This is a genomic window from Pseudomonas idahonensis (assembly GCF_037903935.1).
GTDB classification, from domain to species: domain Bacteria; phylum Pseudomonadota; class Gammaproteobacteria; order Pseudomonadales; family Pseudomonadaceae; genus Aquipseudomonas; species Aquipseudomonas danubii.
In genome coordinates, this window is record NZ_CP149586.1 from 1,575,245 (window position 1) to 1,587,410 (window position 12,166).

The 12,166-nt window shown below is 59.7% G+C and carries 13 protein-coding genes; 9 read left to right on the forward strand and 4 right to left on the reverse strand.

The genetic code is table 11. The features are described 5' to 3' along the window. Positions 1–131: 131 nt before the first annotated feature. Complete coding sequence (locus WIN67_RS07190) at positions 132–386, forward strand: succinate dehydrogenase assembly factor 2 (protein ID WP_011059785.1); 255 nt, start codon at positions 132–134, stop codon at positions 384–386. Further along, positions 370–822, forward strand: a complete 453-nt coding sequence (locus tag WIN67_RS07195) for a protein YgfX (RefSeq protein ID WP_339070835.1) — start codon at positions 370–372, stop codon at positions 820–822. The genes WIN67_RS07190 and WIN67_RS07195 overlap by 17 nt, the downstream gene beginning before the upstream one ends. Here WIN67_RS07195 and nadB read toward each other — a convergent pair. Further along, the gene (nadB, locus tag WIN67_RS07200; protein WP_170004604.1) at positions 785–2,407 is read right to left on the reverse strand and encodes an L-aspartate oxidase; all 1,623 of its coding nucleotides are present in this window, start codon (positions 2,405–2,407) and stop codon (positions 785–787) included. The two genes, WIN67_RS07195 and nadB, sit on opposite strands and share 38 nt — an antisense overlap. Before the next feature lie 558 nt (positions 2,408–2,965). Between nadB and rpoE the strand changes: the two genes are divergently transcribed. The 4 genes from rpoE to WIN67_RS07220 all read left to right on the forward strand — a co-directional run bounded on the left by rpoE (position 2,966) and on the right by WIN67_RS07220 (position 6,785). Then, entirely contained in the window at positions 2,966–3,547 is a 582-nt protein-coding gene (gene rpoE, locus WIN67_RS07205; protein ID WP_007930230.1) for an RNA polymerase sigma factor RpoE, read from the forward strand. Between the two features lie 31 nt (positions 3,548–3,578). After that, complete coding sequence (locus tag WIN67_RS07210; protein ID WP_102861599.1) at positions 3,579–4,166, forward strand: sigma-E factor negative regulatory protein; 588 nt, start codon at positions 3,579–3,581, stop codon at positions 4,164–4,166. An 8-nt stretch (positions 4,167–4,174) separates the two neighbouring features. Next, positions 4,175–5,131, forward strand: coding sequence for a MucB/RseB C-terminal domain-containing protein (locus WIN67_RS07215; protein WP_213664879.1), 957 nt, complete (start codon positions 4,175–4,177; stop codon positions 5,129–5,131). A 223-nt stretch (positions 5,132–5,354) separates the two neighbouring features. Next, on the forward strand, positions 5,355–6,785 hold the full coding sequence (locus WIN67_RS07220) for a DegQ family serine endoprotease (RefSeq protein WP_102861601.1): 1,431 nt from the start codon (positions 5,355–5,357) through the stop codon (positions 6,783–6,785). Positions 6,786–6,860: 75 nt separating this feature from the next. On the opposite strand, the gene WIN67_RS07225 is transcribed toward WIN67_RS07220, so the two are convergent. Further along, positions 6,861–8,294 (reverse strand): M48 family metalloprotease, encoded by a 1,434-nt coding sequence (locus WIN67_RS07225; RefSeq protein ID WP_306398346.1) that lies wholly within the window; start codon positions 8,292–8,294, stop codon positions 6,861–6,863. A gap of 233 nt (positions 8,295–8,527) precedes the next feature. Here WIN67_RS07225 and WIN67_RS07230 point away from each other — a divergent pair, with 233 nt between their 5' ends. Then, positions 8,528–8,767, forward strand: coding sequence for a sulfurtransferase TusA family protein (locus WIN67_RS07230; RefSeq protein ID WP_011059792.1), 240 nt, complete (start codon positions 8,528–8,530; stop codon positions 8,765–8,767). Positions 8,768–8,800: 33 nt separating this feature from the next. Next, positions 8,801–9,871, forward strand: a complete 1,071-nt coding sequence (locus WIN67_RS07235) for an AI-2E family transporter (protein ID WP_102861603.1) — start codon at positions 8,801–8,803, stop codon at positions 9,869–9,871. 37 nt (positions 9,872–9,908) lie between these two features. Here the strand turns inward: WIN67_RS07235 and WIN67_RS07240 are convergent, their stop codons facing one another. Both WIN67_RS07240 and WIN67_RS07245 read right to left on the reverse strand, forming a co-directional pair. Further along, positions 9,909–10,382 (reverse strand): peroxiredoxin, encoded by a 474-nt coding sequence (locus WIN67_RS07240; protein ID WP_102861604.1) that lies wholly within the window; start codon positions 10,380–10,382, stop codon positions 9,909–9,911. Between the two features lie 10 nt (positions 10,383–10,392). Continuing rightward, on the reverse strand, positions 10,393–10,953 hold the full coding sequence (locus tag WIN67_RS07245; protein WP_102861605.1) for a glycine cleavage system protein R: 561 nt from the start codon (positions 10,951–10,953) through the stop codon (positions 10,393–10,395). A gap of 326 nt (positions 10,954–11,279) precedes the next feature. Here WIN67_RS07245 and dapA point away from each other — a divergent pair, with 326 nt between their 5' ends. Further along, positions 11,280–12,158: a 4-hydroxy-tetrahydrodipicolinate synthase gene (gene dapA, locus WIN67_RS07250; RefSeq protein ID WP_102878721.1), complete on the forward strand. Its 879-nt coding sequence runs from the start codon at positions 11,280–11,282 to the stop codon at positions 12,156–12,158. The last annotated feature ends 8 nt before the right edge of the window (positions 12,159–12,166 follow it).

The window sequence follows — 12,166 nt, forward strand, 5'->3', positions numbered from 1 at the left end:
AAGTCTGGGGCACATCATAAGGGGGCGCCCCTGAAATGGATAGTTCACAAAGGACAGGTGGTGACCGACCAAAGCCGACTGTTCTCGTGTTCCCCGGGCTGTATACTTGCGCTCTATTTGAGGAGCGCTCCATGGTTGAAGATGTTGAACTGAATCGCCTCTACTGGCACAGCCGTCGCGGCATGCTTGAGCTGGACGTATTGCTGGTGCCGTTCGTCAGGGAGGTGTACCCGCATCTCAATGAGACCGATCGCGAGTGCTACCGCAAGTTGCTGGAGTGTGAGGATCAGGACATGTTCGGCTGGTTCATGGAGCGCAGCGAGTCCGAGGATCCTGAGCTGCAGCGCATGGTTCGCATGATTCTGGACCGTGTCCAGCCCAAGTAGGCTGTTCGAGTGCCGCTGGCGTGCTTCACGGCAACTGCTGGCGGCCTACCTGCTGGCCCAGGCATTCGCTCTGGTCGCCATTTTCCTGCTGGATATCCCGTCTGTCGCCAAGGGGCTGGGCATCCTGCTGTGCCTGTTGCACGGCGGCTGGGTGCTGCCTCGACAGATTTTTTTGACTCATTCCCGAGCATTCAGCCGCTTGCGGCATTCATCAGAGGGCTGGCAGCTGTGGAGTCCGGCCACGGGTTGGCAGGGGGTGCAGTTGCGGCCTGACAGCCTGGCATTGCCGCTGATCGTGGTATTGCGCTTCCGTCTGCAGGGCGAGCGCTGGGTGCGCTCCCTTTGTGTGCCGAGGGACGCGCAGACCGCCGATGAGCATCGGCGTCTGCGGGTGCGGCTCAAGTTCGGCCGGCGTAGGTGGGCGGCAGCAGAATAGTGTCGCGAGCTTCGGGCAGCAGCTGCGGATAGTCGAGGGTGTAGTGCAGGCCGCGGCTTTCCTTGCGCTCCATGGCCGAGAGAATCATCAATTCGGCCACCTGGGCCAGGTTGCGCAACTCGATCAAGTCACGGCTGACCTTGTAGTTGCTGTAGAACTCGTCGATTTCGTCCAGTAGCAGGCGAACCCGGTGTTGAGCCCGTTGCAGGCGTTTGTTGGTCCGCACGATACCGACGTAGTCCCACATGAATCGCCGCAGTTCGTCCCAGTTGTGCGCAATGATCACGTCTTCGTCAGAGTCGGTGACCTGGCTGGCATCCCAGGCCGGCAGGGCGATGGGAATCGAGATCTGAGGCAGCTGCTGGAGAATGTCGGCCGCTGCCGAGCGGGCGTAGACGAAACACTCCAGCAACGAGTTGCTGGCCATGCGGTTGGCTCCGTGGAGGCCAGTGAAGCTGGTTTCGCCAATGGCATACAGGCCTGGCACATCGGTGCGCCCCTGTTGATCGACCATTACGCCGCCGCAGGTGTAGTGGGCGGCCGGTACCACTGGGATCGGCTGCCGGGTGATATCGATGGAAAATTCCAGGCAGCGTTCATACACGGTGGGGAAGTGGGTTTTGATGAAGGCTTCCGGTTTGTGGCTGATATCCAGGTAGACGCAGTCGATCCCCAGGCGCTTCATTTCGTGGTCAATGGCCCGGGCGACGATATCCCGGGGAGCCAGTTCAGCCCGAGGGTCGAAGCGCTGCATGAAGCGTTCGCCGTTGGGCAGCTTGAGGTGGGCGCCTTCACCGCGCAGGGCCTCGGTGATCAGGAAGCTCTTGGCCAGTGGGTGATACAGGCAGGTGGGGTGGAACTGGTTGAACTCCAGGTTGGCCACCCGGCAACCCGAGCGCCACGCCATGGCGATGCCATCGCCACAGGCACTGTCGGGGTTGCTGGTATAGAGGTAGACCTTGGCTGCACCGCCGGAGGCGAGGATCACGAAGCGGGCGCCGAAGGTGTCCACTTCACCCGTGCCGCGGTTGAGTACGTAGGCGCCCAGGCAGCGATCACCTTCCAGGCCCAGGCGTCTTTCGGTGATCAGGTCAACGGCAACCCGCTGCTCCAGCAGTTCGATATTGGGGTGTTGTCGGGCCTGGGCCAGCAGTGTCTTGAAAATGGCTGCGCCGGTGGCGTCTGCGGCATGGATGATCCGTCGGTGGCTGTGACCGCCTTCACGGGTCAGGTGGAACTCGAAGCCATTGTCATCGCTGCTGGCGTCTTCATCACGGGTAAAGGGAACCCCCTGGTCGATCAACCACTGGATGGCCTCACGGCTGTGTTCCACGGTAAATCGCACGGCATCTTCGTGGCACAGGCCGCCACCGGCGTTGAGGGTGTCATCGACATGGGATTCGACGGTATCGGTATCGTCCAGAACGGCAGCGACGCCGCCTTGGGCCCAGTAGGTCGAGCCGTTGGCCAGATCGCCTTTGCTCAGGACGGCGATACGCAAGTGGCGGGGCAGTGTCAGGGCCAGGCTCAAGCCGGCGGCGCCGCTGCCAATCACCAGAACATCGTGTTGAAACTGTTGGCTCATTTGAAGGATTCCGCTCAAAGCGACCCGATATGGGGTTGGCGCCAGACGCCTGAATCGGCGAGTCAAAGCAGCCACACAGCCCACTAGTATATAGAGGGGGGGATCGGCACAATAGTCGCGCCTTCATGGCGTTGTGCGACTTCGCTGAGCAAAAGCGTTGCTCTCGACCAGCCTCTACTCGTGGCGTTCAAGCTGCCGCGCGGGTTGATTGAAGAAGTAGGGCTGTTTTTCTCTTCACCGTTACACAATCTTCGTTCGGCGCAGCTATAAAGATCGGGAACTTTTGCCAAGGCCCCAAACTCAATAGAAGGTTGCCTGAAAGAAGGGACAGCGTCGGTTCTGGCCAGGGTTTGCAATCTGTCCCTTGGTGACAGAAATCGACGACAGGATTATTCGCGCAGCCGGCCTTGCCCGCGCTGCGTTTTTCGTGCGTGCCGGATCAGAGCCCGCAGGAAACTTGCTTGGAGGGGGAGAACTTTTGCGAAAAGCCCGAGTCTATGTTTGCAAGCCTGATCGATTAGTGATGCAAGCCTCCTCCGAGCTTATCGAGGAGTGTTCATGCTAACCCAGGAAGAGGATCAGCAGCTGGTCGAGCGCGTTCAGCGTGGCGACAAGCGAGCGTTCGATCTGCTCGTGCTGAAATACCAGCACAAAATTCTCGGGTTGATCGTGCGTTTCGTGCACGACACCCATGAAGCCCAGGATGTCGCACAAGAAGCCTTTATCAAGGCTTACCGTGCACTAGGTAATTTTCGGGGGGACAGCGCGTTCTATACGTGGCTGTACCGTATCGCCATCAACACGGCGAAAAACTATCTGGTTTCACGCGGCCGCCGGCCGCCGGATAGCGATGTGAGTTCTGAGGATGCGGAGTTCTATGACGGCGATCATGGCCTGAAGGATCTCGAATCGCCGGAACGTGCATTGCTGCGGGATGAGATCGAGGGCACCGTCCATCGAACCATTCAGCAATTGCCTGAAGATTTGCGTACAGCCTTAACTTTACGTGAATTCGATGGTCTGAGTTACGAGGACATTGCCAGCGTCATGCAGTGTCCGGTGGGTACCGTGCGCTCCCGGATTTTCCGCGCTCGGGAAGCCATCGATAAAGCCCTGCAGCCGTTGTTGCAGGAAACCTGAGACAGCGGCGACAGCCAAGAGAGGAACCGCCATGAGTCGTGAAGCCCTGCAGGAATCGCTGTCCGCGGTGATGGATAACGAAGCGGACGAACTGGAATTGCGTCGGGTGTTGAATGCCGTCGACGAAGTAGAAACCCGTGAGACTTGGGCTCGTTATCAAATCGCCCGGGCAGCTATGCACAAGGAGTTGCTGCTTCCACGTCTGGACATCGCCGCTGCTGTTTCGGCAGCTCTGGCTGATGAGGCCGTACCAGCCAAAGCGTCCCGTGGACCTTGGCGCAGTCTGGGCCGTCTGGCGGTAGCTGCATCGGTGACTGTGGCGGTACTGGCCGGTGTGCGCCTGTACAACCAAGATGAGATCGCAGGCGTTGAACTGGCTCAGCAAGCCGCTCAACCGACCCTGGCGACTCCACAAATCAAGGGCCCTGCTGTACTGGCCGGCTACAATGAAAGCTCGGAAGCCACTGGCCCCATGGCTAATGGTGTATTGCAAGGGCAGCCAGGCTGGCACGATCAGCGTCTGCCAAGCTACCTGCGTCAGCATGCTCAGCAAGCTGCACTCAAAGGCACTGAAAGCGCACTGCCTTATGCCCGTGCGGCAAGCCTGGAAAACCGCTAAGGAGGATCATGCGCGCCATACCTCTACTCTCGCTTCTGCTTAGTGGCTGGTTTGTGGTTCCAGCCCACGCCGATGAAGCCCAGGGCTGGTTGCAGCGTCTTGGGCAAGCGGAACAGCAGCAAAGCTTTCAGGGCACTTTCGTTTACGAGCGTAACGGTAGTTTTTCTACCCATAACATCTGGCATCGCGTCCAGGGTGGAGAGGTCCGTGAGCGTTTGGTTCAGCTCGATGGATCTGCTCAAGAGGTGGTGCGTATCGATGGTCGCACCCAGTGCGTAAGCGGTACGTTGATGGCAGGGTTGGGCGATGCTCCGGACTCTGCGGCCCGTGCGCTGGACCCGCAAAAGCTCAAGAATTGGTATGACCTTGCCGTTATCGGCAAGTCACGTGTGGCTGGGCGTCAGGCAGTGATCGTTTCGGTTACGCCCAGAGATCAACATCGTTATGGCTTTGAGTTGCATCTGGATCGGGAAACCGGCCTGCCGCTCAAATCCCTGTTGTTGAACGACAAGGGACAACTATTGGAGCGCTTCCAGTTCACTCGTCTGGATACTGCAGATGTCCCTGAAGATGCCGAGTTGCAAGCGGGTGCTGACTGCAAACCCGTGAGCCTGGACAGCGACAAGGCTTCGGCCATCAAGACTGCGCAAACCTGGCATTCCGACTGGCTACCTCCAGGTTTCGAGCTGACCAGTAGCTCCGCCCGCAAGGATCCGCAAACCAAGACCCTGGTCAACAGCTTGCTGTATGACGACGGTTTGGCGCGGTTCTCGGTGTTCCTCGAGCCACTCAATGGTGCGACGGTTACCGATACCCGCACCCAGCTCGGTCCGACTGTTGCCGTATCACGTCGCTTGACCACGCCTGAAGGCGAAATGATGGTCACCGTGGTCGGGGAAATCCCCATTGGCACTGCTGAACGTATTGCGCTGTCTATGCGTTCCGATGCCACCGCCAAGCAATGAGCCTTTGTTGGTTGTGTAAGAGGTCGGTAATGCCTACTCCACAATTGAGAAGATGAAATGTTTGGTGAGCAATTTCATTTGCAAAATCCCCAGAGTTTTTTTATAGGTCAGAACCCCTCGGTTCTGACCTTATTTGTCGTTCCTGGAGCAAAAGTACCGCCCCTGTATTTTCGGTGCGACTTGCTCCATATCGCTTAACCACGCTCGTCGTAACGGGAGCCGTATGTCGATACCACGCTTGAAGTCTTACTTCACCATTCTTGCCACCGTGCTGGTGCTGGGGCAGGCCGTGTCTGCCCAGGCAGCCGAGTTGCCTGATTTCACCCAACTGGTCGAGCAGGCCTCGCCTGCTGTGGTGAATATCAGTACAACGCAGAAGCTGCCTGATCGGCGGTTTTCCAACTCGGCACAGATGCCCGAACTGGAAGGCCTGCCGCCAATGTTGCGGGAGTTCTTCGAGCGTGGCATGCCTCAGCAGCGCTCTCCGAGAGGGGACCGCCAGCGTGAAGCCCAGTCCCTGGGCTCGGGTTTCATCATTTCCCCGGATGGCTACATCCTCACCAACAATCACGTGATCGCCGATGCGGACGAGATTCTCGTGCGTCTGGCCGACCGCAGTGAATTGAAAGCCAAGCTGATAGGCACCGATCCGCGTTCCGACGTGGCACTGTTGAAGATCGATGGCAAGGACCTGCCTGTGCTGAAGCTGGGTAAATCCCAGGACCTGAAAGCCGGGCAATGGGTCGTGGCCATCGGTTCGCCATTTGGTTTCGACCACACCGTGACCCAGGGCATCGTCAGTGCCATTGGTCGCAGTCTGCCAAACGAAAACTACGTTCCCTTCATTCAGACCGACGTGCCGATCAACCCGGGTAACTCCGGTGGCCCGCTGTTCAACCTGGCGGGGGAAGTGGTGGGCATCAACTCGCAGATCTACACCCGTTCCGGTGGCTTCATGGGGGTGTCCTTCGCGATCCCTATCGACGTGGCCATGGACGTTTCCAATCAGCTGAAAACCGGTGGCAAGGTCAGTCGTGGCTGGCTGGGCGTAGTGATTCAGGAGGTCAATAAAGACCTGGCAGAATCCTTTGGTCTGGAAAAACCTGCCGGTGCACTGGTCGCGCAGGTTCAGGACGGAGGCCCAGCGGCCAAGGGCGGCCTGCAAGTGGGGGACGTGATTCTCAGCCTTAATGGTCAACCTATTGTCATGTCCGCGGACCTGCCGCATCTGGTCGGGGCGTTGAAGGCCGGAGCCAAGGCCAACCTGGAAGTGATCCGTGAAGGCAAGCGCAAGAATGTTGAGCTCACCGTGGGCGCCATTCCTGAAGAAGACAAGGATCTGAGCATGCTGCCCAAGTCCGGCGTCGAGCGCAGCAGTAACCGTCTCGGCGTAGCCGTTGTAGAGCTCAATGATGAGCAGAGAAAGGCTTTTGACCTCAAGGGTGGCGTAGTCATCAAGGAAGTTCAGGATGGCCCAGCGGCGTTGATCGGCCTGCAGCCGGGCGACGTGATCACCCACCTGAACAACCAGGCGATTACCACCGCCAAGGAGTTCACCGAAATCGCCAAGGCGCTGCCGAAGAACCGTTCGGTGTCCATGCGCGTACTGCGTCAGGGGCGAGCCAGTTTCATTACCTTCAAACTGGCCGAGTAATACGTCTGACGCCGTGCTCGCGCAGTAAAAAGCCCGCCTCGTAAGAGGCGGGCTTTTTTATGGCGCCTGGAAACATCAGCGCATCATGTCTTTGACCATCTGCTCCTGGTCCATCATCTCCCGCTGACGAGCGTCGATTCTCGACGACAGTGGGAAGTTGCTGCCGGCCCGCCGTTTGGCGAAGTCCAGTTGCTGAATGGCTTGGCGGTAGTCGCCGACCAGGGCGAAGTACTCGGCTCGGGCCTGGTGCAGGCCAATGATATTGCCCGACAGGCCGCGGGTTTCCGCCACCAGATACCAGACATCCGGATCGTCCGGACGGCTTTTCAGCAAGCCTTCCAGGGCCTTTTCCGCATCCGCGGGGCGGTTCTGCTTGAGCAGCAGGTCCACCCGGATCTGATTCAGCGGGTAGTTGCCCGGGTACAGGTTGAGCATCCGCTCCACACGAGCTTGCGCATCCGGCAGGCGGTTGTTGGCCATGTCCAATTCGATCTGGGCCAGGTTGTAGGTGACATCGTTGGGGGATTTGGCCAGCAGCGGCTTGAGGTTTTCCCGAGCCTCGTTCCACTGGCTGCCCTTGATCTGGGCGGTGGCCAGACCGTAACGGGCAATGTCGTTCTTCGGGTTTTCATCGAGCTGGGCGCGAAAGCGCTTGGCGGCCAGACCAGGAGATTCTTCGTAGTTCAACTGCACCCGCGCACGGATCAGTTGATAGCGCAGGCTGTCTTCGGTGCCTCCGAGTTTGGCCTGTTCTGCGCGGTTGCGGGTGTCGGCGATTCGCGATTCGGTGACCGGGTGCGTCAGGAGGAATTCCGGAGGCTTGGCATCGAAGCGGTATTGGCGCATCAAACGTTCGAACATGGTGGGCATCGAGCGTGGGTCGTAGCCGGCTTTCTCCAGATTGAGAATGCCGATGCGGTCGGCTTCCTGTTCGTTTTGCCGGGAAAAGCGCCGCTGTTCCTGGATGGCCGCGGCCTGGGTGCCGGCGATGGTGGCGATCCCCGCATCCCCGGCGCCGGCGGCAGCGATCACGATCCCGGCCAGCAAGGCGGCCATCATTGGCACCTGCATGCGCCGCTGGGCTTCAACCCCGCGGGCAAAGTGGCGTTGGGAAAGGTGCGCCAGTTCGTGAGCCATCACCGAGGCGTACTCTCCCTCGGTCTGGGCATTGAGAAACAGGCCACCGTTGACCCCGACAATCCCGCCGGGGGCGGCGAAGGCGTTGAGCTGCGGGCTGTTGATCAGGATGAACTCAAGGCGGCGGTCGTTGACCTGGCTGGTCTCCACCAGTTTGTAGACGCTGGTTTCGACATAGTCCTTGAGCTGCGGGTCGTTGAGTTGCGAGACCTGGCTGCGTAGCAACGCCAGCCAGGCACGGCCCAGCTGGTGTTCCTGTTGTGGAGAGACAATGGATGAACTGGCATCACCAAGTGACGGCAGGTCGTCGGCGAAGCCCGGTGAGGCGAGCAGGCAAGCGAGCGTCAGCAGGGTAGGGCGCAATAAATTCATGCACAAAGCCTTATTCGACAAAGGCTCTACTGTAGCTGCCCGCTGGTCCGGGGACCAGATAAAGCCAGTGAAAACTCTGCGGATAAAAAAGTGCTTTCGGGGAAATTCCGACGTCTACCTCATCGAGCTTCTATCACGGCGCTGCAGCGCTCTGGTTTCAGGCTTCTTTATTGCCGACGGCTTTGCCTTGCAGGGTATTCTAGGCGCCTTGAATTGATGATCGGAGTAAGCCAATGACCGATGTTGTCGCCCATGACGCCGAGCTCGATGCCAGTGGACTGAACTGCCCACTGCCACTGCTCAAGGCCAAGATGGAACTCAATCGCCTGGCCAGTGGCGCGGTGCTCAAGGTCATTGCCACCGATGCCGGGTCCCAGCGTGACTTCCGCACCTTCGCTCGCCTGGCCGGTCATACCCTGTTGCGCGAAGAGGACGAGGCCGGGGTCTATCGTTACTGGCTGAAAAAGGCCTGACGGCCGTTCACCGTTTTCATCTAAGGATCATTGATGTTCAAAGTGCTACGTGACTGGATACAGCGCTACTTCTCGGATGAAGAAGCGGTGGTGCTCGCTGTACTGCTGTTCCTGGCCTTTACCGCTGTGCTGACCTTGGGTGGGATGCTGGCGCCAGTACTGGCGGGCATGGTCCTGGCTTACCTGATGCAGGGGCTGGTGGTGAGCCTGGAGCGCCTGCGCCTGCCCGGTGGGGCGGCGGTGGGGTTGGTGTTCGCGTTGTTCATGGGCCTGCTGCTGGTGTTCATCCTGGTGGTGGTGCCTTTGCTCTGGCACCAGTTCGTCACCCTGTTCAACGAGTTGCCGGGCATGCTCGCCAAGTGGCAGTCACTGTTGCTGCTGTTGCCCGAGCGCTATCCGCACCTGGTGTCGGACGAGCAGGTGCTGCAGGCCATCGAAGTGGCTCGGGGCGAGATCGGCAAGTTCGGTCAATGGGCGCTGACGTTCTCCCTGTCCAGCCTACCCTTGCTGGTGAACATCATGATCTACCTGGTGCTGGTGCCGATCCTGGTGTTCTTCTTCCTCAAGGATCGGGCGATGATCAGCCGTTGGGTTATCGGCTACCTGCCTCAGGAGCGGACCCTGATCACCCGGGTTGCCCACGAAATGAACCGGCAGATCGCCAACTACATCCGCGGCAAGGTCATCGAGATCGTTATTTGCGGTGGTGTGACCTACATCGCCTTCGTCGCCCTGGGGCTTAACTACGCGGCCCTGCTGGCCCTGCTGGTAGGGATTTCGGTGGTGGTGCCCTATGTCGGCGCCGTTGTGGTCACCGTGCCGGTGGCGCTGATCGCCCTGTTCCAGTGGGGCTGGAGCGACCAGTTCATCTACCTGATGGCGGTCTACGGGATCATCCAGGCCCTGGATGGCAACGTGCTGGTGCCACTGTTGTTCTCCGGTGCGGTGAACCTGCACCCGGTAGCAATCATCTGTGCGGTGCTGCTGTTTGGCGGGCTGTGGGGCTTCTGGGGGATTTTCTTTGCGATTCCCCTGGCCACGCTGTTCAAGGCTGTGCTGGATGCCTGGCCGAGGAAGGACCCGGTGGTGGCGCCTTTACTCTAGATAACGCGGGGCGGCTGATTCAGCCGCCCCGTTGGTTTCAGGCCTTGTTCAGAGCCTGGGCTGCTGCCAGTACGGCGTCGACATGGCCCGGAACCTTGACCCCGCGCCATTCCTGGCGCAGGACACCGTCCTTGTCGATCAGGAAAGTGCTGCGGTCCACGCCCAGGTATTCCTTGCCATAGAGCTTCTTCAACTTGATCACGTCGAACAGCTGGCAGACGGCTTCGTCCTTGTCGCTGATCAGCTCGAAGGGGAACTCCTGCTTGCACTTGAAGTTCTCGTGGGACTTCAGGCTGTCGCGGGAGATGCCGAAGACCTCGGTGTTGGCGGCCTGGAAGGCGGCGTATTGATCACGAAAGCCCTGGCCCTCGGTGGTGCAGCCTGGGGTGCTGTCCTTGGGGTAGAAGTAGATCACCACTTGCTTGCCCTTGAGGCCGGACAGGCTGACGGTCTGGCCGCTGGTGGCAGGGGCCTGGAAATCAGCGACGGGTTGGTCGATAGCAACAGCCATGGGAGCTTCCTTACATGGGGTTCTGTGGGCGCCAGGGTTCGATCAGCGCATCGAGGTTCATGGCGTCGGCAAAATCCAGGAACTGGTCGCGCAACCAGCTGATCTGGGTGCCGGCGGGCAGGGTCACGGTAAAGGTGGCATTGAGCATGGTGCCGCCGGTTTGCGGAGCCTGGTAGGTATCGCAGGTGAGGTTTTCCAGTTCGACATGATGGTCGATGAAGAACTGGCACAGCTCATTGACGATGTCAGAGCGGTAGGCCGCGCTGACGTAGGCGACATAAGGCAAGGCCTGGGGACGGCTTTCCAGAGCGGCGCTGCGCACCACGTTGACCGTGAAGGCGTGCTTCTTGGCCAGGGACGGCAGGCTGCTTTCCAGGCGCGCCAGGGCGTCCCAACTGCCGGAAATCTCCAGCACCAGGGCGCTGCACTCGCCGTGTCGGGTCAGACGCGAAGTCACCACGGCACAACGGTTTTCATGGCTGGCGCGGCACAGGACGTTGGTCAGCTCCATGGGGTTGGCGCCGAGGGCACTGATGACAAGGAATTGTTCGCGAACTGTGGGGGTGGACATGCAGCATTCCTAAAGCGATGAGCGGTCGGTACTTTTTGACAAGCCAGTAGCAGGCAAGCGTTGCAAGCTGAACTTCAGGGCCTTGAACCACAAGCCGGCGACGGGCCCCGAAACGCTCGGAACACAGTCTGGCAACGCGGGAATGGGGCTTTGCAGATCCAACAGGCAGGCGATAACCCGGTTTACATGCTTATCAGTAGCGATCAAAGCCTGAAGGGTAGCGAAAACCATCGCTCAGGGGAATGCTCACGGCAAGGGACTTCGCTTGTGCAAGGAACTTGGCGCCAGTACCATTACCGCTCTCTTTTTCCGGCAGGAGCGGTTGCATGATTGCGGGCAGTATGGTGGCACTGGTCACACCCATGGATGCACAGGGAAATCTCGACTGGGACAGCCTGAGCAAACTGGTGGACTTCCACCTGCAAGAGGGCACCAACGCCATCGTGGCGGTCGGCACCACAGGTGAATCGGCCACACTGGATGTAAACGAGCACATCGAAGTGATTCGTCGGGTGGTGGCCCAGGTTGCAGGGCGTATCCCGGTGATTGCCGGTACCGGCGCCAACTCGACGCGTGAAGCGATCGAACTGACCACCAATGCGAAGATCGCCGGCGCCGATGCCTGCCTGCTGGTGACCCCGTATTACAACAAGCCGACCCAGGAAGGCCTGTACCAGCATTTCCGCGCCATTGCCGAGGCCGTGGACATCCCGCAGATCCTCTACAACGTTCCAGGCCGTACCGCATGCGACATGCAGGCCGAGACCGTGATCCGTCTGTCCTCCGTGAAAAACATCATCGGCATCAAGGAAGCCACCGGCGACCTGCAGCGTGCCAAGGCCATCCTGGCCGGCGTGCCCGACGATTTCCTGGTGTACTCCGGCGATGACGCCACTGCCGTTGAACTGATCCTGCTGGGCGGCAAGGGCAATATCTCGGTGACCGCCAACGTCGCACCTCGGGCCATGAGCCAGATGTGCGCCGCGGCCATGGCCGGCGACGCCGCCAAGGCCCGCGAGATCCACGAAACCCTGATGCCGCTGAACAAGACACTGTTCATCGAATCCAACCCTATTCCCGTGAAATGGGCCCTGCACGAAATGGGCTTGATGCCGGACGGTATCCGTCTGCCGCTCACCTGGCTCAGTGCCGCCTGTCACGAACCGCTGCGGCAGGCCATGCGCCAGTCCGGCGTCTTGGTTTAATTGAGGAA

What these genes read in the sequence shown, in the direction of transcription:
- WIN67_RS07190 (WP_011059785.1), top strand. Translation starts at nt 132, where the DNA reads ATGGTTGAAGATGTTGAACTGAATCGCCTCTACTGGCACAGCCGTCGC.
- nadB (WP_170004604.1), bottom strand. Translation starts at nt 2,407, where the DNA reads ATGAGCCAACAGTTTCAACACGATGTTCTGGTGATTGGCAGCGGCGCC.
- rpoE (WP_007930230.1), top strand. Translation starts at nt 2,966, where the DNA reads ATGCTAACCCAGGAAGAGGATCAGCAGCTGGTCGAGCGCGTTCAGCGT.
- WIN67_RS07210 (WP_102861599.1), top strand. Translation starts at nt 3,579, where the DNA reads ATGAGTCGTGAAGCCCTGCAGGAATCGCTGTCCGCGGTGATGGATAAC.
- WIN67_RS07215 (WP_213664879.1), top strand. Translation starts at nt 4,175, where the DNA reads ATGCGCGCCATACCTCTACTCTCGCTTCTGCTTAGTGGCTGGTTTGTG.
- WIN67_RS07220 (WP_102861601.1), top strand. Translation starts at nt 5,355, where the DNA reads ATGTCGATACCACGCTTGAAGTCTTACTTCACCATTCTTGCCACCGTG.
- WIN67_RS07225 (WP_306398346.1), bottom strand. Translation starts at nt 8,294, where the DNA reads ATGAATTTATTGCGCCCTACCCTGCTGACGCTCGCTTGCCTGCTCGCC.
- WIN67_RS07230 (WP_011059792.1), top strand. Translation starts at nt 8,528, where the DNA reads ATGACCGATGTTGTCGCCCATGACGCCGAGCTCGATGCCAGTGGACTG.
- WIN67_RS07235 (WP_102861603.1), top strand. Translation starts at nt 8,801, where the DNA reads ATGTTCAAAGTGCTACGTGACTGGATACAGCGCTACTTCTCGGATGAA.
- WIN67_RS07240 (WP_102861604.1), bottom strand. Translation starts at nt 10,382, where the DNA reads ATGGCTGTTGCTATCGACCAACCCGTCGCTGATTTCCAGGCCCCTGCC.
- WIN67_RS07245 (WP_102861605.1), bottom strand. Translation starts at nt 10,953, where the DNA reads ATGTCCACCCCCACAGTTCGCGAACAATTCCTTGTCATCAGTGCCCTC.
- dapA (WP_102878721.1), top strand. Translation starts at nt 11,280, where the DNA reads ATGATTGCGGGCAGTATGGTGGCACTGGTCACACCCATGGATGCACAG.